Raw genomic sequence first — 24,224 nt, forward strand, 5'->3', positions numbered from 1 at the left:
AGCCCTCTGTACGAGAGGGCTTCCTTTCTTACTGGTAAGGTTACTGAAGTACTGGTGTTTGAGTTCCCGGATCCCCCTCGATACGCAATCTTTCAATCCACAGAGCCGTACCGCCAGCAACTGCCGCAGGCATAATAAAGATATTTAAAATCGGCACCATTTTGGCAAGCATCACGGTCCCACCAAAGGTAAGGCTAGTGAGTTTACGGCGGCGCAGTACCGTTTTTAATTCATCGAATGGCCGCTGGTGGTTATCCAGTGGGTAGTCAACGTATTGAATAGCCATACACCAAGCGCCCCAAACTGCGGTGAGCACTGCGGGGATAATAATGGTCCAGCTGGTGATGGTGGCAATTATAAATACGATCAAACCCCAAAATATAAAGTAACCCAGCTTACGCAATTCCCGGCCCAGGGTACGCCATACCATTTGCATTATCGGCTCGGCAGGAGGAGCTTTACCGGTTAGCAGTTCCTCTACTTTCTCAGCGAGCAAACCGTTAAAGGGGGCGGCAATAATGTTGGTGATGACGCTAAATAAATAGCCGTAAGCAAGGAAAAATAGGAAAAGCACTATTAGTGCAATAATCCAGGCCAGCCAGCGAAAAACACTGGCGGTCCATGCTGCACCCTTGGCCATAATGGCTTCCCACCAGGACATATTCTCCGTATTTACCGGCGTGTGGGAAAGCAGGCTACTTATATAATCGGTAAGCCCTCCGAGCTGTGAAATCATTATGCTACTGATAATAATAAACAGCACCAGATTTATTAGTAATGGCACCAGGATAAATGGGCGTAACTCACGCCGGGTAATCAAGTGGATACCGCGCACCAATGCGTCGATACCGTGAACGGGATTTGAAGTCATACTCTCACCTTTCGCTGGTACGATGCCTAAATTTCCAGAGTTCTCAGTTGGCGCCAGCGGCTTTTAAAATCTCGCTATATTCTGCGCCCTGGCGGTGTTCAGCAATACGTGCCAGCAGAGTTTTTCCATCGGGACCAGGACTGTTCAGATCCAGGCCTTCAGCGAGAAATAATTTTATAAATGTGGCAAAGCTCTCTGCTTTCATACTTCGGTAGGCGCGCTCGAGAAGATGAAAATCCCGGTTTACGCCTGCGGGAGCTTCGCCAATCAAGAATCCAGCAATACGCTCCTCGTCAAAAACTTCTCCGAGTACTTTCTGTTTGTCTTTTTTCAGGCTCAAAACTATATCCTTGCTACATAAATAGGGGGCGGGCGAAGCCCGGCCCAGGTCTTGAAATGTTGAGGGTTAAAGCAGTGCGTCCAATTTTTGTTTGAGAATTTTATTAATCATCTGTGGGTTTGCCTGCCCTTTGGACGCTTTCATAATTTGCCCGACGAAATACCCCATCATTTTGGGGCGCTTTGATTCATCGGCCTTGCGGTAGTTTTCTACTTGGGCATCGCTTGCAGCGATCACTTCATCCACCATTTTTTCGATAGCGCCGGTATCCGAAACCTGTTTCAGGCCACGTTTTTCGATGACTTCGTCGGCACTGCCCTCTCCGTCGGCAATAGCCTCGAATACCTGTTTGGCGATTTTGCTGGAAATGGTGTTGTCTTTGATGCGCGCGATTAGTCCAGCCAGCTGGTCGGCAGAAACCGGGGATTGTGAAATAGTTAGTTCACGACGGTTGAGCAGCGCTGCCAGTTCACCGTTAATCCAGTTGGCAGCAAGCTTGGATTCGCCACAGGATTTACTCACAGTTTCAAAATAGTCTGCACTGGCACGCTCCTGTGTCAGCTGGTCTGCATCATAAGCGGATAGCTGGTATTCCGCTTGGAAGCGGGCTGCTTTTGCATCAGGCAGTTCTGGCAGGATGTTGCGCAGTTGCTCGACATATTCATCAGTGAGTACAACTGGCAGAAGGTCCGGGCAGGGGAAGTAGCGGTAATCATTGGCCACTTCTTTACTGCGCATAGAGCGGGTTTCATTTTTGTCCGCGTCGTAGAGGCGGGTTTCCTGGGTAATGGTGCCGCCGTCTTCCAAGATATCGATCTGACGTTCAGCTTCGACTTTAATTGCGCGCTCGACAAAACGGAAAGAATTGATATTTTTTAATTCTGTACGGGTGCCGAGTTTTTCTTCGCCTTTCAAGCGCACGGATACATTGGCATCACAGCGCAGTGAGCCCTGGGACATATCACCATCGGAAATGCCCAGGTAGGTTACGATGCTGTGAATTTTTTTCAGGTAGGCCACAGCCTCGGCGGCACTGCGCATATCCGGTTCAGAGACAATCTCAATCAGTGGCGTACCTGCGCGGTTCAGGTCGATACCGGACATTCCGTGGAAATCTTCATGCAGGGATTTACCGGCATCTTCCTCCAGGTGAGCGTGATGCAAACGCACCTTCTTACTGCTGCCATCTTCCAGGTGAATTTCCACTTCACCTGGGCCGACAATCGGCTGTTCCAATTGAGTGGTTTGATAGCCCTTGGGCAAGTCGGGATAGAAGTAATTCTTGCGTTCAAAAACAGAGCGCTTGCCGATCTCTGCGTTCATCGCCAGGCCGAACATTACTGCAAAGCGAAATGCTTCTTCATTCGGTACTGGCAGGGTGCCCGGCATAGCCAGGTCCACAGCGCAAGCCTGGGTATTCGGCTCGGCGCCAAAGCGGGTGCTGGCGCCGGAAAAGAGTTTTGACTGGGTGGAGAGCTGGACGTGAATTTCCAACCCGATAACGATTTCCCATTCCACAATTTATCTCCTTATACGGCGCTGGCTTTGTGCCAGTCGGTTACCTGTTGGTATTGGTGGGCGATGTTGAGCATGCGCGCCTCTTCCAGGTAATTACCGGTAATTTGCAGGCCCACCGGCATATTGTCCACCAGGCCACAGGGTACAGACATACCCGGCAGCCCCGCCAGGTTGGTGGCGATGGTGTAGATATCCTCCAGGTACATAGCTACTGGGTCAGCGCTCTTTGCGCCAAGCTCGAAAGCGGGGGAGGGGGTCGTGGGGCCCATAATCACATCCACTTTTTCGAATGCTTCGACAAAGTCCTGCTTGATCAGGCGTCGGGCCTGTTGGGCTTTGTTGTAATAAGCATCGTAATAACCGGCGGACAGGGCGTAGGTGCCTACCAGGATTCGACGCTGCACTTCTTCGCCGAAGCCTTCACCGCGGGAGCGCATATAGAGATCGCGCAGGTCTTTGGGCTCTTCGCAGCGGTAGCCATAGCGCACCCCATCGAATCGAGATAGGTTGGCAGAGGCTTCAGCGGGGGCGATCACATAGTAAGCAGGTATCGCTAACTCGGTATGTGGCAGGCTGATATCGACCAGTTGCGCACCCAGCTTTTCAAACTCTCTCAAAGCCTCCTGAACCCGGCTTGCGGTTTCAGGGTTAAGACCTTCCCCAAAGTACTCCCGGGGTACTCCGATCCGCAGCCCGGCAATCGGGTTATTCAGTTCGGCGGTAAAGTCAGTGGGCTGCTGCTTCAGGCTGGTGGAATCTTTCGGGTCGTGGCTGGCCATGGCGGATAGCAGGTAAGCCGCATCTTCTGCGTTGCGGGCGATGGGGCCAGCCTGGTCCAGGCTGGAGGCGTAGGCTACGATGCCATAGCGGGAAATACGCCCGTAGGTGGGCTTCAGCCCGGTGGTATTTGTCAACGCTGCCGGCTGGCGAATAGAGCCGCCGGTATCGGTAGCTGTGGCGCCGGGTATCAGTTGTGCAGCAACTGCCGCAGCTGAGCCACCGGAGGAACCGCCGGGCACACAGCGGGTATTCCAAGGGTTTTTTACTGGGCCGTAAAAGCTGCTTTCGTTGGATGAGCCCATGGCGAATTCATCCATATTGGTCTTGCCCAGGGAGACGGTTCCGGCAGCGTTGAGGTTATCTACCACCGTGGCATCGTAGGGAGGGATAAAATTATCCAGCATTTTTGAGGCACAGCTGGTGCGCACGCCGTTAGTGCAAATAATATCTTTGTGGGCGATGGGCACACCGCACAGTGCCGGTGCCTCCCCGTTGGCCAGGCGTTGGTCGGCGGCTGCGGCTTGCGCTAGGGCGCTCTCTTCGGTGACGGTAATAAAACTGTTGTAGTTGCTGTCCAGTTGCTGGATACGGCCGAGTAAATGGCGGGTTAGCTCTGTACTCGAGAACTCTTTGCTCCGCAATCCACGGATGATCTCGGCGATAGTAAGCTGATGCATATTATTCCCTTAAAGGCTCTAGACGGGCTGAGGGCTGGGTATTTAGGTGAATTTCGTCAGTGTTGGGCCGGCTAATCAATTACTTTGGGAACCAGGTAGAGGCCTTCTTCGGTTTGGGGAGCCAATTCTAGGAAGTCTTTGCGCTTGTCAGTCTCTGTCACTGCGTCGGCACGCAGCTCCTGGATCTCGTCCAGTGGGTGCGCCATCGGAGCGATACCATCGGTATTGGTGGATTGCAGCTGGTCGACCAGTTGCAATACATCGCCGAGGCGGTTGCTGACTTCTTCGATGGTTTCTTTGGATATGGCGATACGGGCCAGTTCCGCCAGTTTTTCTACAGTTTGCGTATCCACTGCCATGGTGATGGACTCCTCCAGCTTGAGTTGCGAGTCGAAAACTGCCCGGATTATTTGCGGCGGGCAGAACCGGCAAATTTAGCACATTGGGGTTATATTCTCACCGGCTCCGGCAGTAATGGATAGCGGGCCTCAAATGACCTCCCTTCAGCCTTGCCCTGATGCCTAGCGGTTGTTAGAGTTTGCCGAATCCTGCCGAGTGATGAGAGACTCCGGTATTTTGCGTAGAATCCGATTCGAAATGCGGCTCGGAACTCAGAATTATTTTTGCGGACTAATTAGGATTTGTATCCATAAAAGAAGCCGCGCCCGCAGTGCCCGACCTGGGGGCTGATAATTAGTACAAGGTAATCGAATTCCATGTTTAAACGTTTGCGGGGTATGTTTTCCAGTGATCTCTCCATCGACCTGGGAACTGCCAACACGCTGATTTACGTTCGCGATCGCGGCGTAGTACTCGACGAACCCTCTGTCGTCGCAATCCGTCACTACAATGGCCAGAAAATCGTTGAGGCTGTCGGAGTAGAAGCCAAACGCATGCTCGGCCGGACTCCTGGCAATATTACCGCTATTCGCCCGCTGAAGGACGGTGTTATCGCCGACTTCCAAGTGACCGAGAAAATGTTGCAGCACTTTATCAAGAAAGTGCATGAAAATAGCTGGATGCGCCCGAGTCCGAGAGTGCTGGTGTGTGTTCCCTGCCAGTCCACAGAAGTGGAGCGCCGCGCGATTCGCGAGTCGGCCCTGGGTGCAGGTGCTCGCGAAGTGTCACTGATCGAAGAGCCCATGGCCGCTGCCATAGGCGCAGGTTTGAATGTCGAGGAAGCGAGCGGCTCCATGGTGGTGGATATCGGTGGGGGCACTACCGAGATCGCCATTATCTCCCTGAATGGTGTGGTTTATTCCGATTCGGTGCGTATCGGCGGTGACCGTTTTGATGAAGCTATCGTCAACTACGTGCGTCGCAACTACGGCAGTGTGATTGGTGATGCAACTGCTGAACGGATCAAAGAGGAAATTGGCTGTGCTTATGCAGGCAGTGAAGTTCGCGAAATTGATGTGCGCGGACGCAATCTGGCCGAGGGCGTGCCTCGCAGCTTTACCTTGAACTCCGACGAAATTCTCGAAGCCCTGCAAGAGCCTCTGACAGGTATTGTGCAGGCTGTTAAAAGTGCGCTGGAGCAATCCCCTCCCGAGTTGGCTTCTGATATCGCTGAGCGCGGTATGGTGCTGACTGGTGGTGGTGCTCTGTTACGCGATCTGGATCGTCTGTTGATGGAAGAATCGGGCCTACCGGTAATTGTTGCCGATGACCCGCTGACCTGTGTGGCGCGGGGGGGCGGTAAAGCGCTGGATATGTTGGATCGCAGCCGTCTCTACCTGATGTCTAACTAGTAGACATCGGTATTATGAAAACTGCTAGGGAGCTTGTGGCTATATCCGCAAGCTCCTTGTAATAAAAAAATGCGAGTCATCTTTTGTGGCTTGTGCTGTTCTCACCATCTTTGATTGACCTGTTAAGAGGGGATTGCCTGTGAAACCGCTATTTACCCGCGGTCCCTCTGCCGAATACCGCCTGGGCTTTCTCATCATACTCGCGATCTCGCTGATCGTTTCCGATCATTACACCAATTGGTTTCAGCCTGTTAGAGAACGCTTATCAGGAGTTATTGCTCCACTGTACTGGGTTACAGGAGCCCCCGAGCGTGTGGGCGATTGGGCCGATGAGCAGTTTCGCTCACGCGAAGAACTGCAAGAGGAGAATAGCCGCCTCAAGCGCCAGGTTTTACTGCTGGAGCAGCGCAGCCAGCTATTGGCGGCCGTAAAAGCGGAAAACACTCAGCTCAAAGAGCTGATGAACTCAGCAGAAATGGTCGATGACCGAGTATTGGTGGCTCAGGTAATTGGCGTTACCCCGGACCCTTTGGAGCATGTGCTGCTGATTGACAAAGGCCGCGATGACGGCATTGATATCGGTACCCCGGTAATGGATGCCAGTGGATTGCTGGGGCAGGTGATTGAAGCTGGCGACTCCTATAGTCGTATCCTGCTGATAACTGATTCCAGTCATGCCATTCCCGTCCAGGTTCTGCGCAACAGTATGCGCACCGTCGCCGAGGGTACAGGTGACCTGTATCGCCTGAAGTTACGCCATCTTGCTAATACCAGTGATATTCGGGAGGGCGATTTGCTGCTCAGCTCCGGCTTGGGTAGTCGCTTTCCCGCAGGTTATCCGGTCGGGGAGGTTATCTCGGTGCAGAGAGACCCGGGTAAACCTTTTGCGGAGGCTGAAGTGTTGCCGAGGGGGCGGATGAATCGCAGCCGCTTTGTATTGGCGGTCATTGGCAGTGGAGGACATTCTGTTGCAAGCGAATAACCGCTGGTTTATCGCGGTCACTATTCTGCTGTCACTGCTTCTCTCGGTTATGCCCCTGCCACAGCAGTGGCTTTGGTTTCGGCCGGCATTTCCGGCTTTGCTGGTGATATTCTGGATTACCCGAATGCCCCAGGCCTTCGGGGTGGGTTTCGCCTGGATGATCGGTATTGTCCAGGATTTGGCTACGGGGGCGAGCTTGGGAACCCATGCCCTGGCCCTATCGGTACTCGCCTATTTCAGCTTACTGACTTACCAGCGCACCCGGGCATTTAATCCGGCCCAGCAATTGTTGTGGGTATTTGTTCTGGTGGGCATTCATCAAGTGGTGGGCAACTGGGTGCACGGCCTTGAGGGGAAATCGGTACCCGGGCTGACCTTCCTGTGGCCCGCCTTGACTACAGCCCTGCTCTGGCCCTGGGTGACCCCGTGGCTCAGGGGGCTTTCCGGGCGTTTACACGTTCGTTGACCGTCTCGTCGGCACTGTAAATCAGTGTAAAAAATCGATCATTTTTCGAACAGTGCCGCTATAATCAGCCGCTGACCCACAGGGAATATGTAATAGAGTGACAACAAGCGCTTCAGAAAATCGACTTCTTTTGGCCTCTGGTTCGCCGCGCCGCGCCGAACTGTTGGCCCAGATTGGGGTGCCTTTCTCCCAATTGTCCCCCGCTGTTGTAGAACAGCGCCAACCTGCTGAAAGCCCTCTTGAGTACATAGAACGCTTGGCCCACGACAAGGCTGTCGCCGGGTTTCAAGCCGCTGACAACCCGCGGGGACTCTGGTCTTTGGGAGCGGATACGGTGGTTATGGCAGGTGAGAGGCTGCTGGAAAAACCCCAAGATTTTGCTGACTTTGAGTCCATGATGCTGGCGTTATCGGGAGGAGAGCACTCTGTTTTCACGGCAGTGTGCTTGCGTTCACAGGATCGACAGTTTAGCCGAGTAGTGGAAACTCGAGTCAGGTTCCGTCACTTGTCCAAAGTTCAAATAGCGGATTACTGGAGTACCGGAGAGCCTGTCGATAAAGCTGGCGGTTACGGTATTCAGGGTTTTGGTGCCGCCTTAGTAGAGGCTTTTAGTGGCAGTTACAGCAATGTTGTAGGGCTCCCATTGGAAGCTGTAGTCCCCATGCTGGATCATGCGGGCATTCCCTATTGGCAGGAGGGCCAATCTTGAGCGAAGAGCTGTTAATTAATGTTGCGCCGACTGAGACCCGGGTTGCGCTGGTAGAAAATGGTGTGCTCCAGGAGGTCTACCTGGAGCGGAGTGCGCGGCGAGGGATTGTAGGAAATATCTATAAGGGAAAGGTGATTCGCGTACTGCCCGGGATGCAGGCCGCTTTTGTTGACATTGGCCTCGAGCGTGCGGGCTTTATCCATGCCTCGGATATTGCACCTCTCGACGAAGAAGGTATGGAGGCGCGGGATGCCGAGGTGGCGGATATCCGCGCGCTAGTTAGAGAGGGGCAGTCACTGATCGTCCAAGTAGTGAAGGACCCTATCAGCAGTAAAGGTGCCCGGCTGACTACCCATCTGTCGGTTTCTGCACGTTACCTGGTGTATATGCCGCAGACGCGCCATATCGGTATCTCTAATCGAATTGAAGACGAGAACGAACGCGAGCGATTGCGCCAGTTGGTTGAAGCAGCTTCTCTACGCCTCGCGGAAGATGGTTTGTCGGCCGATGGGGGCTTTATTTTGCGTACCGTTGCCGAGGGGGTGAGTGAGGAAGAGCTGCTGAGAGATATCCCCTTTCTGTACAAATTATGGGGGGAGCTGGATGAGCGCATTAAGGAGCGTCCAGTGCCTTCGGTTATCTATGAGGACCTTCCACTATTTATGCGTGCATTGCGTGACCTTGCGCGCCCTTATACCGAAAAGATTCGTATAGACTCCCGAGAGGCCCACGGCCGTGCGGCAGAATTTGCCGGTAAATATGCGCCGGAAATTGCCGGTCGCCTGGAACACTATCCCGGTGAGCGCCCACTGTTTGACTTATACGGTGTTGAAGAAGAAATAAGAAGGGCACTACACAACAAAGTCACCTTGAAGTCTGGCGGCTACTTGATCGTAGAGCAGACAGAGGCGATGAGTACAATTGATGTCAATACGGGTGCTTTTGTTGGGCATCGAAATCTTGAAGAGACTATCTTCAAGACCAACCTGGAGGCCGCTACAGCGATTGCCCGCCAGCTGCGTTTGAGGAATCTGGGTGGGATTATCATTATTGATTTTATCGATATGAAAGACCCCGAGCACCAGCGACAAGTCTTGCGCACCCTGGAAAAGACCCTGGAGCGCGATCATGCCAAGTCCAGTATCACCGGGGTCTCCGAACTGGGGTTGGTGGAAATGACTCGCAAACGCACCCGTGAGTCACTGGGGCAGATTTTATGTGAGCCTTGCTCTGTTTGCAGTGGTAGGGGCACCTTAAAGAGTGCGGAGACAGTTTGCTTCGAGATTTTCCGCGAGATTATTCGAGAGGCGCGCTCTTACGATAGTGAAAAAATTATGGTACTGGCCAGTCAGGTGGTAATAGATCTTTTACTGGATGAAGAGTCGGCTAATGTCGCCGATCTTGAAGAATTTATTGGTCGGCCGATTCAGTTCCAGGTAGAGCCCATTTACAACCAGGAGCAATATGACATTGTTCTTGTGTAATCCATTATTCACTCGCCAGCAAGCTAAGAGAGCTTATTGTCAGCGCTCGGTCCATGCCTGTTTGGTGGTGAGGGTATAGCGATGGTTGTAATACGCTGGATTGCAAGAAAGTTCTGGTTACTGTCGGTAAGTTTGGTGATTGCACTGGCAATCATCGTGCAAACAGGCCGACTGCTATCCCCGCAGGTAGAGAACTATCGTCCCCAGATTAGTCATTGGCTTAGTGAGCAGCTAGGCGTTCCTGTACAGATGGATCGTATTTCCCTGCGTTGGGAGGCCCTTGAAGTTGCATTGCAGCTGGATGGACTGCGTCTGGGGGAACACGGTGAGCTGAAAATGGGGCACGGCCTGTTCCAGCTGGATCTACTTTCCAGTCTCTGGAACCGGGAATTGGTCTGGAAAGACCTGCAAATGAATCAGTTTTCGGCCGGGCTCAACCGCGATGAAAATGGCCTCTGGTATCTACAGGGGTTTCCCGATGCCCCGCTTAAGCTTGAAGGCAGCACTGCACCCAATCCCGAAGCGGCAGATCCGGCCCGCCTATTCCAGTTGAGCCCCAAAATTCAAATCAGTGATGCAGCGATCACTGTGCGCCTTCCCGATGAGCAGCTGGCAGAAATCAATTTGCCTGAAATCCAGCTGGAAAATAGCGGGGATTTTCACCGACTGACTGCACGGGCTTTTATTTCCCGTGAAGGGGAGAGTAGCCAGGTTGATGAAGAGACCCTACGGGTTGTGTTAGAGGGGCGGGGCAATCCCAAAGATAAAGAGCACTTCTCACTGCGCGGCTATATGCAGCTTAATGAGTTGCTACTGGATGAAGACATTGTCAGCTTGCTTCACGAACTCACCCCGTTACCCGACCGGTTTCACTGGCAGGGGAAGAAGTGGGCAGACGGCCGCTTGTGGTTGCATAGTGATGCCGTAAGTGGGTATCGCATAGTGGGCCAGGTGGACTTGGCCCAAGTAGAAAGCCTGACCGATATGCAAAGGGCAGGAGAAGATATAGAAGAGCATACACTGGCTCCGTTGCGCGCTTTTTCTGGCAACTTGTCGGGCCGCTGGTTGCCGGGAGAGCACTGGCGATTAGCGCTGCAGGATATTGAAATCGATTGGCAGGGCTTGAAAATGCCGTCGCTGAACCTGCAGGTTAACAGTGACCAAGAGGGTATAGCCCTGATGGCCGATCTGGTCGATCTCGCTGGTTGGAGCAGTATCTTAAATCGCTTGTCGTTACTTGAGGGGGCTGCAGATGAATGGTTGCGTGCACTAAAACCTCAAGGTCGGTTGCGCAGCCTGCGTCTGCGAGCTGGCGCGGACCGGCAGTTAGAGATCAGCGCAAACTTGGAAGATATTGCGGTCGAGGCGTTTCGAGGGGCCCCGGCAATTACTCAGTTGAGTGGATATCTTCAGGTTGAGGGCGCCAGTGGCCGGGTTGAACTCGACGGTACCCCCCTCGGAGCGCACTTTCCCAGTCTGTATAAGAGTGCTTTCGGATTCGATCAAGCCAGCGGCACCATTGCCTGGGATGTCGATAAGGCGTTGAACGAAGTCAACGTATTGTCGGGCCCGCTGATGCTTGGCAGTGAACTTGGTCAGGTCGGTGGTCAGTTTATGCTGTCACTACCCTTCCACGCCCAAACACGACCTGTGGATCTGGTGCTTTCCCTATCGATAAAAGATGCGGGGGTTATTACCCAGGAAGAGCTGGTGCCATTTGTGGTTAGCGATGATTTGCGCAGCTGGTTGAAAACTGGCCTGGGTAAGAACAATCAAGGGCGCGTTGAGAGTGCGGCCTTTATCTATCGAGGCAGCAGTTATAGCAAAGAGGGTAAAGAAGAAACCCTTAAAGCATTCGCGACTCACCAGAAGCGCAGAACGATTCAGTTGGCACTCGATTTTTCAAATGCGAGCCTGGACTACGCCAGTGAGTGGCCTGAGGTCAGGAATGTGGACGGCCGTTTGTTGCTCGATGATGAAATTGTGCGGGTCAATGCCGATAAAGCCAAGCTCTGGAATATGGATGCTGGAAATATTCTGGTTGCGGTAACCCCTCAGAAGAGTGGAGGCTCACGCCTTGATGTACAAACTGAGGTGGTTGGACCGGCTGCCGATGGTTTGCGACTATTGCGTGAATCACCACTCAGGGATCACCTTGGAAGTGCCTTTGATGATTGGAGCCTGACTGGGAGTTTGGATGGCGCTGTATCCTTAACTTTACCCTTGGGACAGTCATCCGTAGTTCCCGAGCAACAGGTTGAAGTCAATCTGAAGCACGGTGACCTTCAACTGAAAGGGCTCCGCCTCGATGCGACTGCGTTGAATGGTTTGGTGAAATACGATAGTGCGACAGGCCTTGAAGGGACCCAGCTGAATGGCAAATTGTGGGGCCGCCCGCTGACTGCTCGTATCCAACATATTGGCGAGGGGGATGCACGGGATACCCAGGTGGTTATCGACGGCAATGCATTGGTTGAGTCGGTACACGCTTGGAGTTCGCGGCCAGAACTGCAGTGGCTGGAAGGAGAAATGGATTATCAAGCCCTGGTGACCATTCCTGCAAAATCAGCGGAAACCCCTTACGCCGCAGTATTTGAACTCACTTCCAACCTGGCCGGTGTGGCTGTAAACCTGCCTGACCCACTTGGCAAGACGGCGGAAACAGAAACCAATTTTGTATTGCGAGTGCCGATTGGAGAGCAGGGCAGCTTGTTCCACTTGGACTATGGAGAACATTTACAGGGGCAATTCTGGCTGATTGATGGAGAGTTAGATCGGGCTGCAATCGCCTTGAATGCTGAGGCAAATTTGCCCTCCAAACGGGAGTTGACGGTCACTGGAGATATTTCCACTGTTGACCTGTCTCGCTGGCAGTCTCTACTGGATGTTTACCAGTTGTCTGAACCAGCGAAGTCAAGCGCTGCCAGCTCTGTTGCAAGTACCACAGAAAACCAAGGAGAGGCTGAGGATAGTGCCAGTGAGCCACTTCCGATTCGCCTGGATCTCAGTACAGACCAGCTTCGATTGGGCTCTGCAGAAATTGAGCATATCCATGTTACCGGTGAGGGAGTGGGGACGGATTGGAAGCTCAAATTTGACAGTGAAATGATTGCAGGAAATCTAACCGGCTTACTGGATGGCAGTACACCGTTACGCCTCAAACTGGCTCATTTGCGTCTGCCTCAGCCAGAGAAACCGGCTGAAGTCAGTGATGAAGCTTTTCCCTTAGACCCCTTTGCGGAGGAGGTAGTAGCGGATCCTTTGGCGCAGTTTGATTTTACTAGTTTGCCACAAATCGATTTTAGTACTGATAACCTTCAAATAGGTGAAGAGGCCTTGGGGCCTTGGTCATTTAAGTTGAGGACAGCTGCAGATCGTTTGGTGGTGAGTGATATCCACGGCACGGTGAGAGGGTTCCGCATCGAGGGGCAGGGCAAACACAGTGGTGAGCTAGGTGCAGAATTGGTGTGGATGAGGGATGCCGAGGGGCAGCAGTCATCACAATTTATCGGCCGATTGGTGGCGGATGATCTTGCAGATATCCAGCGCAAGATGGGCCATGAGCCGTTGATTGAGAGTAAATCGGCGATCTTTGAAACTGCTTTGAAGTGGGAGGGGGCCCCGACTCAGGTGAAAGGAAGCCTTCTCTCCGGAGAGCTTAAGGTTGATATTCGCGATGGCCGATTCCTGCGATCAACCGGTGCGACAGGCTCTACTGTGTTGCGTCTATTGTCACTGTTTAATTTTGATACCTGGGCGCGACGTTTGCGTCTTGATTTCACCGACCTTTACAAGAGTGGTATGGCTTTTGATAGGGTGCGTGGTGAAGTAGTCTTTGAAGGCGATGGTCAGCTTTTAATCGCTGTACCCATCCAGGTAGAGGGACCCACCAGTGAACTGCAGATGGCGGGGCGGGTTAATTTAGTCCGCGAAGATCTGGATTTAACGTTGGTGGCTACTTTGCCAGTTGGGAATAACCTGGCTTTGGTTGCAGCGCTAGCCGGTGGCTTGCCTGCAGCTGCGGGTGTCTACCTGATCAGTAAGGCATTTAAAAAGCAGGTGAAAAAGGTCGCCAGTGTCAGTTACCGAATTAGTGGTGGCTGGTCAAACCCGCAAATGCGATTTGAGAAATTGTTTGATGGAGATGGCGCCAAGCGAGAGGGCGCGGTTCTGGACCACGAGGGGAACAAGACACAGGTTGGGGTCGGCTCTGAAGAGAGGTCTCCTCCTGCAGCTTGAGTTTTAATATCCAGAGGCAGTGTGCAATAGCCATCTAATCTTAGTGAGGATCCCCTGTAAAAGGAGCACTGTAGATGGCGTTGCATTCATTATTGCCCCTCCTTCTTTTTGCAGCCGTCACTCTTTCGGCGTGTTCTGAGGCAGATGACCATCAGCGCGACCAGAATATGACGGTCGCTCAAGCTGAAAAGCATATTGCAGAGGGGACTGATCTCGATCAGATCCCTAAGTCTGTGTGGAAGCAGATCCTGCCAGAGGATCGATATAAGGTTCTCTGGAAAAAAGGTACCGAGCCCGCTTTTAGTGGCAAGCTTCTGAATAACAAAGAGAAAGGGATTTATGTCACCGCGGGTTGCCGTTTACCGGTTTTCAGCTCTGAGCAGAAGTTTGAATCGGGCACTGGTTGGCCCAGCTTTTGGGATGTTGCCTACCCACAAAATATTATCTTAAAGGACGATTACAGCTGGGGATTGAAGCGGACTGAGGTGTTATCAAAGTGCGGGGAACACTTGGGGCATGTTTTTAAAGATGGCCCGGAGCCCACTGGTTTACGCTACTGCCTAAATTCTCTCGCCCTGGACTTTGTGCCGGCTTCTGGGGATAAGAAATCGCAATAACTTCTGGTGTCTAGATTGCGGGCGCTGCCAGCCAGTTAACTCTGGAGCGCCCGGAGCCCTTATTCCGCTTCCTGGATAAAGAAGTCGCGAAGATAGCGGAATAATTTTCGTTGATTGGTTGGTGGCTTATTGTTTTTGATTTCTCGATGGGAGTCCCTAATCAGTTGGCGCAGCTGTTGATGGTCGACACCGGGATGCTGGTCAAAGAACTCACCCTGGGCACTATTGCCTTCTTCCAGTAGTCGTTTGCGCCAGTCTTCAGCCATTTTATCGAAACGCAGGTGCTGTTGGTCTCGCTCTTTAAAGCGGTTCAGCACAGTTTCTATCGCCTCTTGGTCGGCACTGCGCATCAACTTGCCGATGTACTGCATCTGGCGCCGGCGAGCTTCATTGGATTTGATCCGATGTAGCGTAGCAATAGCCTCCTGCAAGTCCTCATCTATGGGGACTTCAGCCAGTTGGGCCTTGGAGAGCTCGGTTAGTTGCTTGCCGAGATCCTGCAGCTCGTGCATTTCTTTTTTGACCTGAGTTTTACTTTTCGGCAGGTCGTCATCGTAATCGTCGTATTCGTACATCTTTGATTCGCTTTCGGTAAATAAGGGGGCTTGGTCCAGAGGTGATTTAGCTAAAGTACCAAGTGGCCAAGCCCAGAAAAGACATAAAGCCTACTACATCGGTGACTGTAGTAAGGGCTACCCCGCCGGCCAGTGCCGGGTCTATATTCATGGCACGCAATGCTACTGGTAATATCGCTCCAGCGAGTGCGGCGGTTAATAGGTTGATTATCATGGCGGCAAGGATAATTACCGCAATCCATATGTCGCCAAACCACATGGCGGTTATCAAGCCCATCACAAGCGCCCACAAAAGAGCATTGAGTGCCGCCGAACCCAGCTCACGGGAAAGTAGCCAGCTTAAATTACTGCGTCCTATCTGGCCTAAGGCCATACCGCGAATGACCACTGTCAGCGTTTGGCTACCGGCCACGCCCCCCATGCTGGCGACGATGGGCATTAGGACTGCTAGGGCTACCACCTTGTCCAGGGTATTTTGGAACAAACTGATCACCCAGGAGGCAAGCAGAGCTGTGAGCAGATTAATACCCAGCCAAACGGCCCGACGCCGAGCAGTGCGCCCAACTGGGGCAAAGGTGTCTTCCTCCTCATCGAGGCCGGCAAGGCTCATCAGGGAGTGATCTGCATCCTCTCGGATAACATCTACTACATCGTCAATGGTGATTCGCCCCAGCAGGCGGTTATCTTCATCGACTACTGGTGCGGTAATCCAATCATATTTCTCAAACAAGCGCGCGACTTCAGTGTCGGGCATATCTGCGGGTATCGGTTCCACATCGGTATTGACCACTTCGCGAACTGTCACCGATGGATCTGTGGTGAGAAGTTTGGATAGTGGCAAGAGACCGATATATTGGCCCCTCCGGTTAATCACAAAAAGGCTGTCGGTAGATTCCGGTAGTTGTTCATGGCGCCTAAGGTAGCGAAGTACCACATCGAGAGTCAGGTTGGGGCGGACAGAGATGGTGTCTGTATCCATTAAACCGCCGGCCGTGTTCTCATCATAGGCGAGAACACTTTCAACCCGGAGGCGGTCGGTTTCCGTCATCGATGAGAGCACTTCGGCAACAACTCGCTCCGGCAGCTGCTGAAGTATATCGGCGATGTCGTCGGCATCCAGGCCTTCCATCACCTCCACCATCTCCTCGGTATCCATAGTGGCGAGGATCTGGCTGCGTACATCGTCGGTGAGTTCCTGCAGGACCTCACCCTCTATTTCCCTATCCACCAAATTCCAAAGTACCTGGCGGATACGCGGTGGAGAGCTCTCCAGCAATTGCGCAACACTCTGGGGAGTCAGGGTCTTGAGCATGCGCCGGACTTCTTGTCCCGTACCGCTATCCAGCGCGGCATACAGCTCACCCAGCTGATTCTGTGCGCGGAATTTGATTTCGGCTTGGGGAGAGCTGGGCACAACAAGTCCTTACTGCTAGTGGTGGATTTGGGAGGCGATGTAAAAGCTTAGCGATTTAATGTTTAGAGTGAGCTTTTCGTGGCAATAGTATACTGGCCTCTATTCAGCTTCGCCGAATCGATCGGAGATCAGTGTGCTGATAGCTTCCAGGGCGGCACTTTCATCTGTCCCCTCTATTTCCAGTTCCAGCTCCGTGCCTTTGCCTGCAGCTAGTAACATTAGGGCCATCACACTTTTTCCATCTACGGCTTTACCCTGGCAATGCACTTTAATATTGGAGCAGAACTTGGAGGAAGTCTGCGCGAACTTGCTTGCAGCGCGGGCGTGCAAGCCGAGTTTATTGATGATGGTCAGTTGGTGTTTCTGCATTGCGCTGCTCGACAAAAATCTATTTTTGTTGCTCCCTGTGGCGTATCTGGACGTTATCAAACTCTTTGGAAAATTTCTTTACCAGCTGTTCAACCATATAAACTGATCGATGTCGGCCCCCAGTGCAGCCGATAGAGACACAGGTGTAGCTGCAATTACTTTTCTGGTAGGAGGGCAGCCAGTTTTCCAAAAAGTTGGTGATATCAGCCTCCATCTTTGCGGTCTCTGGGTGAGAGCGCAAGAATTCAGCAACCTCGATATCCTTACCGGTTTTTTCTCTCAGAGCTGGTTCCCAGTAGGGATTGGGTAGACAGCGCAAGTCAAAAATCAAGTCTGAATCCACAGGAACCCCATACTTGAACCCGAAGGACTGGAAGAGAATCGCCATGCTGTTTGATTGTTCTCCAACAACACGATTTTTAATCAGTTCACGCAGTTGGTGCAAACTCAGGGTGCTGGTATCAATAACCATATCTGCGATGGTTGAGATAGGGGTGAGCAGCTCTTTTTCCTGATTGAGAGCTTCTAGCAAATGGGTGCAATCATTGCTGAGAGGGTGCTTCCGTCTGGTCTCACTGAATCGCTGTACTAAAACCGGCTCGCGGGCATCGAGATAGATAACATCACATTGAACCCCTGCCTCGCGCAAGGACTCAATAACACTGGGAGCCTGTCTAATGTCTTGCCAGAGGTTGCGGGCATCGACACCCAGGGCCAGAGGTGTGTTTTCTTTTGGCGGTTGTGCCTTGACCCTCTTAACCAGCTCCGGGAGCAGGCTGGTGGGAAGGTTGTCGATACAATTGAAGCCGACATCTTCCAGTAATTGCAGTGCAGAACTTTTTCCGGAGCCGGAGCGTCCACTAATTATCACCAAGCGCATGGAGAGCCCTTTTCTTTGATCAAGTCTTTATTATTTCGCTTGTTGCACTACCTGAACAACGAGGCGAATGTCAGCTCTGAGACTCAGTTACTAACAAAACCTCCTCTAGGCGGCTGCAGTACTATCAATAGCGAGGGCATATAGCTCATCACTACTTTGTGCTTGCCTTAGCTTATCTCTAACCTGGCTGCTGGAAAACAGAGCGGCGATTTCGGCTAGCGTATCCAGATGTTCCTGCTCAGCATCTTCGGGGACCAGAAGAGTAAATAGCAAATCGACAGGCTGGCGGTCGACAGAGTCAAAATCAATGGCGGGCTGGGTGGTACAGAGAACCCCAATGGGGCTATCACAGCCGGGCAGCCTGCAATGGGGAATGGCAACACCATCGCCGATACCGGTGGAACCAAGGCGCTCACGGGCGATCAGTTGGTTAAAAACTGTATCGGAATCGTGTTGGGGATATTGTTCGGCAATGGCCTGGGCAATATTGAGCAGTAGCTTTTTTTTGCTGCTCCCCGCCAGATGGCAAAGGCTAAGGCGGGGAGAGAGTAATGCTTCCAGTGTCATAGTTCAGCGATGGTTCTGCAACTTCTCTTTGTGTTTTTTCAGTTGGCGGTCCAGCTTATCGGTGAGCGCATCAATTGCCGCGTACATATCTCTGTCTTCGGATCCAGCACAGAGGTCGTGACCGTTTATATGTACCGTCGCCTCAGCTTTTTGGATCAGTTTTTCGACGGATAAAATTACTTGCGCGTTGGTGATGTTGTCGTAATGTCTGGACAGCTTCTCCATTTTGCTTTCGCAGTAGCTGCGCATAGGTGAGGTAACGTCGACGTGGTGGCCACTAATATTGATCTGCATGGATTTCTCCTTGAAAGGTGCATCACAAGCCGGCGCTCACCCCCTATCGGGTCGCAACCCTACTAGGAAGTGGGCCAGAATGGAAGGATACACTCAAATTTTGGATTTTGGTTGCAGGTTGGGGGCGGAAGGCGCCAGTAGCGTATGACTGGAGGTGGGTTAGGGGTCAGATTAATTGGCTGTGTTTGGGTTGTGACTTAAATGAGCCTCTTTCTCTCACTTGAGGAGGGGATACCCATAGATTCGCGGTATTTCGCTACCGTTCGGCGCGCAACCTTGATGCCTTGCTTGTCCAGCTCCTGAGTGATCTTGTTATCTGATAGCGGCTTTCGAGGTACTTCTGTGTCAATCAGCTTGCGAATCAGGGCTCGAATGGCGGTGGATGACGCATCCTCACCGGAATCTGTACTGACGTGGCTTGAGAAGAAATATTTGAGTTCGAAAACTCCCCGCGGAGTCAGCATATATTTTTGGGTGGTCACTCGGGATATGGTGGATTCATGCATGCCAATGGTTTCAGCAATATCTGCCAGAACCATTGGTCGCATTGCCTCTGGGCCTTCCTCAAAAAAGCCTTGCTGCTTATCCACAATGGACGTGGCGACCTTTAGCAGAGTGTCGTGGCGGCTCTGCAGGCTCTTCAAGAACCAGCGGGCCTCCTGCAAGTGATCCCGCATGAAATTGTTTTCCCGGGAGTTATCCGCCCGTTTTACCAAGGAGGCGTAGTGGCCATTAATCCGGATCTTTGGAGTGATTTCTGGATTGAGTTCGACCAGCCAGCGGTGATCCTTGCGGGACACAATAATATCGGGAATGACATAAGCGGGCTGTTCCCTGCTGAACTCCTCACCTGGATTGGGGGTAAGTGTCTGGATAAGGCGGATTACTTCGCCGAGCTGGGCTTCGTTGAGACGTGTGCGTCGGGTGAGTTGCCTGAAATCCCTTTTTCCAAGTAATTCCAAGTGGCGCTCAATGATGGTCTGCGCTTCGTTTAGCCACAGAGTTTCCGCTGGTAGCTGCTTGAGCTGGAGTTGAAGGCACTCTTGGAGGCTTCTGGCCCCGCAGCCAGCGGGTTCGAATTGTTGTACAGCTTTAAGGACTGCAACTACCTCATCTTCTTCGAGCTGAAGGGAGTTGGCCACGTCATCAACGGTGGTATTGAGGAGACCGTTTGGGTCGATGGCGTCAATAAGGTGCTCGCCGATCCATTTATCGTGACTGGAAAGTGCTGTCAGGTTTAATTGCCAGCGCAAGTGGTCTTGAAGTGTGTCGGTGGAAGAGTTGCGCTCAAAATTGGGGTCGTCGCCCTCGGCGGGACCACTGTAGCTGCTGTAAATGTCGTCCCAGTGAGAATCAACGGGCAGCTCTGTTGGAATATCCTGGTTCCAGTCGGAATCACCAAGCTCTTTTTCCTCAGCGGCTGCGTGGTTTAAATCCTCCCCTACAGCGGCTGGAGGCTCTTGTTGTGCGTTGCTCTCGGTATTGGCTGTTGCTTGTTGAGCCAGATCTTCACCCTCAGCTTCCAGCATCGGGTTGCTGTCGAGGGCTGCCTGGACTTCTTGCTGTAAATCTAGTGTGGAGAGCTGCAGGAGGCGTATTGCCTGCTGCAACTGGGGGGTCATAGTTAGCTGTGCGCCGAGTTTGAGCTGGAGAGACTGCTTCATAATTTAAAGTTGCAGGCCAGTGCGACAAAGGGTTCGTCAAAATTAACCCGAGATGGCGCAGACTACCTTGGCCCTCAAACTATTACAAGCAATAAGCATGCCGACTATTGCCTGCCAGGAGGTCGATTTCTATCTGAAGTGTGATATGTTTTTCGAAATTTTACCTATTTAGTTACGCCTGTCATCATTTGCCATTAAATGGTGAACTCGTGTCCCAAATAGACTTCGCGCACTTGCTGGTTAGCGAGGACATCATCGGGCGTGCCTGAGGCAATAATATGTCCCTCGCTAACGATATAAGCGGTTTCACAGATATCCAAGGTTTCTCTCACGTTGTGGTCTGTGATCAAGACGCCAATATCCCTGTCCCGCAAGTGGCGAATAATGTGTTTGATATCGTTCACTGAAATAGGGTCTACACCAGCAAAAGGTTCATCGAGCAAGACAAAGCTTGGGTCTGTAGCCAGGGCTCGTGCAATCTCTACCCTGCGTCGCTCTCCGCCGGATAGAGCCATTCCTAGGCTGTTTTCAATGTGTGTAATGTTGAACTCTTCGAGCAACTCCTGGGCCTGTTCTTCGCGCTCTGTACGATTGAGCCCTTTTCGGGTTTCGAGGATTGCGAGAATATTGTCACGCACTGACAGTCGTCGAAAAACAGAGGCCTCTTGGGGCAGGTAGCCGATTCCTTTGCGGGCGCGCCCGTGCATTGACAGGCGAGTAATATCTTCGTTGTCGATCAGGACTTGCCCGGCATCGGCCTGCACCAGCCCAGCGATCATATAGAAGCAGGTGGTTTTCCCAGCTCCGTTGGGGCCAAGTAAGCCAACGACCTGTCCACTTGAGACGCTGACAGAGACATCTTGGACAACTTTTCTTTTCTTATATTGTTTGGCGAGGTGTAACGCTTGTAGCGTTGGCATAATGAGTCCTGAAATCTAACCGCGGCCGAGAGGGGCAGCGGATTACATCATTGTAAATAGCGCTGTTTTACAGGCATTGAAACTTGGGTGAACTACTGGTCTGTGTCGGTATTAGCTTCAGCAGGCTCGCTGGCTTCTGTGCTCTCAGGTTTCCAGATCATCTCAACTCTGCCTTGGCCAGGCTGGCTGCGAGCGCTCATTTGCTCAGTTGCGAGATCGTAGTCGATTTTCTCCGCAGTTAGGGTGTTGCCATCGCGATCGATATAAGCTTGCCCGGTGAGCTGTAGCTCTTCAGAGCTGATTGCGTATTCTATTCGTTCAGCATGAGCCTTTACAGGCTCTTGACTATCCAAGATCCGTTGCTGGAAGTGCGCTGGGCGACCCACAGCGATAACCCGGCTGATTTCATCGCTTGCGGTAAAGTAGACTTCCACCCGGTCTGCCTTGATTTTCAGAGAGCCCTGGGTGATGACTACATTGTTGGTATAAACCACCAGGTTGTTTGCGCGGTCGGCTGACATGGAGTCCGAGCCTACAGATATTTTCTGGGCCCGGTCATCGGGTAGTGCTTGTGCTGTAGCAGCAAGGGCTGCCAATGTAATTGCAGCGAGTGCCTTCAAGATTGGGAGGTGGCGGTTATTGGGTGTCATAGCTACTCTTCACATCGGATAGGATTTCCATCCGGTTTTCTTTCAGGTAAGCACGCATGCCCGTTCCTTCAGTTTGGTTGGGGCCGGAGCTAATAGTAACAACTTTGTCGGTTTCGGCGAATTCCCTGTCAGGGAAGATTGTAAGCCGTGACGTTCTTAGTTGGATGCCATCCGGGGTGGGGAGTTCATCAACCTGAACCTTGCTGTCGAGCTCAATGCGTTCACCACGATTAAAGGCGATTCCGCGCCTGGAGCGAGCTGCCCACTTAGGTTGGTCGTTCTCATAGAACAGCATGCGCGGTTCTTCCAGGTTGGCACGGTCTCGCCTTTTAAATTGAAAATAGGTAATTTGTTCTGCGTCTACGCGATAAGCAAGATTGCCTGTCTGGTCAAAGTGGCGGGTTTCGGCCCCTTTTATAATAAGATCAGCAGCACGATTTTGCTGCTGCGGGGTGGGCCTTTTGCTCAGAAGTTGTTCAGGTGGACTCTCGGAAAACCAGAGCCCCGCACTGATGAGCAGGATGACCAATATGAGAGGCAACCAGGAGCGCATTACATTTCTCCAATATACGGGGCGAGTGCCGCGTCAAAGGTTCCTTGCGCAATCATAATGCGATCGCAGACTTCACGCACAGCCCCCTCACCACCACGAGCTTCAGTGACCCATAAAGCCCGTTCTCGCACAGGTGGAGCAGCATTGGGTGGGGCAATAGGGCATCCAATTTTGGTCATAACCAATAGATCGGGGTAATCGTCACCTACATACGCGATATCTTCCAGGCGGCAGGACTCTTCGGAGAGCAGTTCCTGTAGGGCGGCAAACTTATCTTCCCGGCCCTGGATTAATTTATTGATTCCCAAGTCGTGTGCGCGGCGTTCTACCACGTTACTGCGTCGACCAGTTATGATTGCTACACGAACTCCGGAATTTTGTAGTATCTTAATGCCGTGACCGTCTAGGGTATTAAACGTTTTGAGTTCGTTGCCACTGTTGTCAAAATAAAGTCTGCCGTCTGTAAGGACGCCATCGACGTCTAATATAAGCCAGCGTACCTTTCTAAGGGAGTCGTTTAATAATTGCTCATGGATCACTAGGGTTATTCCTATAAACTTACTGTTGCGCGCGAATACAAGCTTTTCATTTTGAAGTTGCGCGGCCTATTCCGCGCATTTTACATTATCTTTCAAATAACACCGGCACGTAGAATATCGTGCATATGAAGAACACCAAGCGGGTGATGTGTTTCATCCTCTACAACTAGAGCAGTAATTTTGTAATCCTCCATAATTCGTAACGCCTCAGCTGCCAGTGTGTCGGTGGAGACCGTTTTGGGGCGGCGGCTCATGACTTCTGCCATTATTGCTTTATCTAGCTCAATCTTTTGATCGATTACCCTGCGTAAATCTCCGTCGGTAAATACCCCGAGCAGTTCACCTTCGTCGTTCACTACAGTCGTTATACCAAAGCCTTTACTAGTCATCTCAAGTAGGGCTTTTGATAGTAATGTCTCTGGTGTTACTTGAGGAAGTTCGTTGCCGACATGCATTACATCTTCTGTTTTCAGTAAAAGCCTGCGCCCGAGTGCACCACCGGGGTGAGAGAAGGCAAAGTCTTCGGCGGTAAAGCCGCGAGCCTCGAGTAAAGCGACCGCAAGGGCGTCTCCCATCACGAGAGTGACAGTTGTTGAAGAGGTAGGCGCAAGGTTGAGGGGGCAGGCTTCTGTTTCTACAGAAATATCTAAATTAACTTCTGCGGCCTGAGCGAGGGGAGAGTCGGTTTTGCCTGCCATGCTAATAAGTGGAATACCTAAGCGTTTTAATAGCGGCAGTAACGTGAGGACTTCAGCGGAGGAGCCAGAGTTTGATATGGCTATGACAACGTCATCTCGTGTGATCATACCGAGATCGCCGTGACTCGCCTCGCCGGGGTGAACAAAAAAGCTTGGTGTGCCAGTGCTGGCAAGGGTAGCGGCTATCTTGCGGCCAATATGTCCTGACTTGCCCATGCCGGTAACAATTGTGCGGCCACGACATTGCATAATCAATTCACAGGCTTGCTGGAATTCTTCGTTTATTCTGTTTTCCAGTGCTGCTACGGCGTCAGCTTCCATGCGGACGGTACGTCGCCCAGCTTCCAAAATTAGATCCTGTGTCATCAACTGCCTCGAATCGCTTACTAGTGCTTTTTAAAAGTTGCCATAAAACTGTCTAATTATGCGACAGTCTTGATGTTTGCTTATCTGACAGCGTGGATACTTTTTGTCATAAGAGTCCATTAAATGAAGGGAGCTTGCCCTTTTTGCTGTCGTGCTAATCTATATTAGCGGGCTGCTGGCGGAGGGAAAAGCAGCATGCTTTCTGGACGTTTCAAATGACACGCTCGTACACCGCCACACTGCCGGGTGCGGCCATGGTATAGTTTGCCGTCTCCGCTGTCAGCTATGTCACTCAATGGAT

24 protein-coding genes are annotated in these 24,224 nt (G+C 52.0%); 7 read left to right on the plus strand and 17 right to left on the minus strand.

Annotated elements, in window-relative coordinates; all coding sequences use genetic code 11:
- Positions 1-40 precede the first annotated feature (40 nt).
- From cysZ to gatC, 5 genes are all read right to left on the minus strand, one after another.
- A complete protein-coding gene (cysZ, locus tag ACYX4J_RS04085; RefSeq protein ID WP_444958474.1) occupies positions 41-871 on the minus strand; it encodes a sulfate transporter CysZ in 831 nt (276 codons plus the stop codon).
- A 43-nt stretch (positions 872-914) separates the two neighbouring features.
- The gene (locus ACYX4J_RS04090) at positions 915-1,211 is read right to left on the minus strand and encodes a PA4642 family protein (protein ID WP_444896334.1); all 297 of its coding nucleotides are present in this window, start codon (positions 1,209-1,211) and stop codon (positions 915-917) included.
- Between the two features lie 66 nt (positions 1,212-1,277).
- Positions 1,278-2,729 carry an Asp-tRNA(Asn)/Glu-tRNA(Gln) amidotransferase subunit GatB gene (gatB, locus tag ACYX4J_RS04095; RefSeq protein ID WP_444958473.1) on the minus strand — a complete coding sequence of 484 codons (1,452 nt, stop codon included), beginning with the start codon at positions 2,727-2,729 and terminating at the stop codon, positions 1,278-1,280.
- Positions 2,730-2,740: 11 nt separating this feature from the next.
- Positions 2,741-4,186, minus strand: a complete 1,446-nt coding sequence (gatA, locus tag ACYX4J_RS04100) for an Asp-tRNA(Asn)/Glu-tRNA(Gln) amidotransferase subunit GatA (protein WP_444907476.1) — start codon at positions 4,184-4,186, stop codon at positions 2,741-2,743.
- 71 nt (positions 4,187-4,257) lie between these two features.
- On the minus strand, positions 4,258-4,545 hold the full coding sequence (gene gatC, locus ACYX4J_RS04105) for an Asp-tRNA(Asn)/Glu-tRNA(Gln) amidotransferase subunit GatC (RefSeq protein ID WP_444907477.1): 288 nt from the start codon (positions 4,543-4,545) through the stop codon (positions 4,258-4,260).
- Between the two features lie 357 nt (positions 4,546-4,902).
- Here gatC and ACYX4J_RS04110 point away from each other — a divergent pair, with 357 nt between their 5' ends.
- The 7 genes from ACYX4J_RS04110 (at position 4,903) to msrB (ending at position 14,434) form a co-directional block, all read left to right on the plus strand.
- Positions 4,903-5,937, plus strand: a complete 1,035-nt coding sequence (locus tag ACYX4J_RS04110) for a rod shape-determining protein (RefSeq protein WP_020412569.1) — start codon at positions 4,903-4,905, stop codon at positions 5,935-5,937.
- A gap of 139 nt (positions 5,938-6,076) precedes the next feature.
- Positions 6,077-6,919 carry a rod shape-determining protein MreC gene (mreC, locus tag ACYX4J_RS04115; RefSeq protein WP_413663056.1) on the plus strand — a complete coding sequence of 281 codons (843 nt, stop codon included), beginning with the start codon at positions 6,077-6,079 and terminating at the stop codon, positions 6,917-6,919.
- Entirely contained in the window at positions 6,906-7,385 is a 480-nt protein-coding gene (gene mreD / locus ACYX4J_RS04120) for a rod shape-determining protein MreD (RefSeq protein WP_476177949.1), read from the plus strand. The genes mreC and mreD overlap by 14 nt, the downstream gene beginning before the upstream one ends.
- Positions 7,386-7,482: 97 nt before the next feature.
- On the plus strand, positions 7,483-8,094 hold the full coding sequence (locus tag ACYX4J_RS04125; RefSeq protein WP_476177950.1) for a Maf family protein: 612 nt from the start codon (positions 7,483-7,485) through the stop codon (positions 8,092-8,094).
- Positions 8,091-9,578, plus strand: coding sequence for a ribonuclease G (gene rng, locus ACYX4J_RS04130; protein WP_413663053.1), 1,488 nt, complete (start codon positions 8,091-8,093; stop codon positions 9,576-9,578). The genes ACYX4J_RS04125 and rng overlap by 4 nt, the downstream gene beginning before the upstream one ends.
- A gap of 36 nt (positions 9,579-9,614) precedes the next feature.
- Positions 9,615-13,817: a YhdP family protein gene (locus ACYX4J_RS04135; RefSeq protein WP_476177951.1), complete on the plus strand. Its 4,203-nt coding sequence runs from the start codon at positions 9,615-9,617 to the stop codon at positions 13,815-13,817.
- A gap of 74 nt (positions 13,818-13,891) precedes the next feature.
- The gene (gene msrB / locus ACYX4J_RS04140; protein WP_444958470.1) at positions 13,892-14,434 is read left to right on the plus strand and encodes a peptide-methionine (R)-S-oxide reductase MsrB; all 543 of its coding nucleotides are present in this window, start codon (positions 13,892-13,894) and stop codon (positions 14,432-14,434) included.
- A gap of 59 nt (positions 14,435-14,493) precedes the next feature.
- Here msrB and yjgA read toward each other — a convergent pair whose 3' ends face one another.
- The 12 genes from yjgA to ACYX4J_RS04200 all read right to left on the minus strand — a co-directional run bounded on the left by yjgA (position 14,494) and on the right by ACYX4J_RS04200 (position 23,923).
- On the minus strand, positions 14,494-15,009 hold the full coding sequence (gene yjgA, locus ACYX4J_RS04145; RefSeq protein ID WP_444958469.1) for a ribosome biogenesis factor YjgA: 516 nt from the start codon (positions 15,007-15,009) through the stop codon (positions 14,494-14,496).
- 46 nt (positions 15,010-15,055) lie between these two features.
- On the minus strand, positions 15,056-16,423 hold the full coding sequence (gene mgtE / locus ACYX4J_RS04150; protein WP_413663049.1) for a magnesium transporter: 1,368 nt from the start codon (positions 16,421-16,423) through the stop codon (positions 15,056-15,058).
- Positions 16,424-16,522: 99 nt separating this feature from the next.
- On the minus strand, positions 16,523-16,792 hold the full coding sequence (locus ACYX4J_RS04155; protein WP_444907482.1) for an HPr family phosphocarrier protein: 270 nt from the start codon (positions 16,790-16,792) through the stop codon (positions 16,523-16,525).
- Between the two features lie 19 nt (positions 16,793-16,811).
- Complete coding sequence (rapZ, locus tag ACYX4J_RS04160; protein WP_476177952.1) at positions 16,812-17,672, minus strand: RNase adapter RapZ; 861 nt, start codon at positions 17,670-17,672, stop codon at positions 16,812-16,814.
- 105 nt (positions 17,673-17,777) lie between these two features.
- Positions 17,778-18,239, minus strand: coding sequence for a PTS IIA-like nitrogen regulatory protein PtsN (gene ptsN, locus ACYX4J_RS04165; protein ID WP_444958468.1), 462 nt, complete (start codon positions 18,237-18,239; stop codon positions 17,778-17,780).
- Between the two features lie 3 nt (positions 18,240-18,242).
- Positions 18,243-18,533, minus strand: a complete 291-nt coding sequence (gene hpf, locus ACYX4J_RS04170; RefSeq protein ID WP_108734230.1) for a ribosome hibernation-promoting factor, HPF/YfiA family — start codon at positions 18,531-18,533, stop codon at positions 18,243-18,245.
- A 197-nt stretch (positions 18,534-18,730) separates the two neighbouring features.
- Positions 18,731-20,197: an RNA polymerase factor sigma-54 gene (locus ACYX4J_RS04175; protein WP_476177953.1), complete on the minus strand. Its 1,467-nt coding sequence runs from the start codon at positions 20,195-20,197 to the stop codon at positions 18,731-18,733.
- A gap of 194 nt (positions 20,198-20,391) precedes the next feature.
- Entirely contained in the window at positions 20,392-21,117 is a 726-nt protein-coding gene (gene lptB / locus ACYX4J_RS04180) for an LPS export ABC transporter ATP-binding protein (RefSeq protein ID WP_444940945.1), read from the minus strand.
- Between the two features lie 92 nt (positions 21,118-21,209).
- Positions 21,210-21,767: a lipopolysaccharide transport periplasmic protein LptA gene (gene lptA, locus ACYX4J_RS04185; RefSeq protein ID WP_476177954.1), complete on the minus strand. Its 558-nt coding sequence runs from the start codon at positions 21,765-21,767 to the stop codon at positions 21,210-21,212.
- Positions 21,754-22,320 (minus strand): LPS export ABC transporter periplasmic protein LptC, encoded by a 567-nt coding sequence (gene lptC / locus ACYX4J_RS04190; protein ID WP_476177955.1) that lies wholly within the window; start codon positions 22,318-22,320, stop codon positions 21,754-21,756. The genes lptA and lptC overlap by 14 nt, the downstream gene beginning before the upstream one ends.
- On the minus strand, positions 22,320-22,856 hold the full coding sequence (locus ACYX4J_RS04195) for a KdsC family phosphatase (RefSeq protein ID WP_476178644.1): 537 nt from the start codon (positions 22,854-22,856) through the stop codon (positions 22,320-22,322). Before ACYX4J_RS04195 ends, lptC begins: the two co-directional genes overlap by 1 nt.
- Before the next feature lie 95 nt (positions 22,857-22,951).
- Entirely contained in the window at positions 22,952-23,923 is a 972-nt protein-coding gene (locus tag ACYX4J_RS04200) for a KpsF/GutQ family sugar-phosphate isomerase (protein WP_476177956.1), read from the minus strand.
- Between the last annotated feature and the right edge of the window lie 301 nt (positions 23,924-24,224).

The organism is Microbulbifer sp. ABM4_008 (assembly GCF_056311705.1).

Coding starts and splice junctions, on each gene's coding strand:
- cysZ (WP_444958474.1), bottom strand. CDS start 871: ATGACTTCAAATCCCGTTCACGGTATCGACGCATTGGTGCGCGGTATC.
- gatA (WP_444907476.1), bottom strand. CDS start 4,186: ATGCATCAGCTTACTATCGCCGAGATCATCCGTGGATTGCGGAGCAAA.
- gatC (WP_444907477.1), bottom strand. CDS start 4,545: ATGGCAGTGGATACGCAAACTGTAGAAAAACTGGCGGAACTGGCCCGT.
- ACYX4J_RS04110 (WP_020412569.1), top strand. CDS start 4,903: ATGTTTAAACGTTTGCGGGGTATGTTTTCCAGTGATCTCTCCATCGAC.
- msrB (WP_444958470.1), top strand. CDS start 13,892: ATGGCGTTGCATTCATTATTGCCCCTCCTTCTTTTTGCAGCCGTCACT.
- yjgA (WP_444958469.1), bottom strand. CDS start 15,009: ATGTACGAATACGACGATTACGATGACGACCTGCCGAAAAGTAAAACT.
- ACYX4J_RS04155 (WP_444907482.1), bottom strand. CDS start 16,792: ATGCAGAAACACCAACTGACCATCATCAATAAACTCGGCTTGCACGCC.
- rapZ (WP_476177952.1), bottom strand. CDS start 17,672: ATGCGCTTGGTGATAATTAGTGGACGCTCCGGCTCCGGAAAAAGTTCT.
- ptsN (WP_444958468.1), bottom strand. CDS start 18,239: ATGACACTGGAAGCATTACTCTCTCCCCGCCTTAGCCTTTGCCATCTG.
- hpf (WP_108734230.1), bottom strand. CDS start 18,533: ATGCAGATCAATATTAGTGGCCACCACGTCGACGTTACCTCACCTATG.
- ACYX4J_RS04175 (WP_476177953.1), bottom strand. CDS start 20,197: ATGAAGCAGTCTCTCCAGCTCAAACTCGGCGCACAGCTAACTATGACC.
- lptB (WP_444940945.1), bottom strand. CDS start 21,117: ATGCCAACGCTACAAGCGTTACACCTCGCCAAACAATATAAGAAAAGA.
- lptA (WP_476177954.1), bottom strand. CDS start 21,767: ATGACACCCAATAACCGCCACCTCCCAATCTTGAAGGCACTCGCTGCA.
- lptC (WP_476177955.1), bottom strand. CDS start 22,320: ATGCGCTCCTGGTTGCCTCTCATATTGGTCATCCTGCTCATCAGTGCG.
- ACYX4J_RS04200 (WP_476177956.1), bottom strand. CDS start 23,923: ATGACACAGGATCTAATTTTGGAAGCTGGGCGACGTACCGTCCGCATG.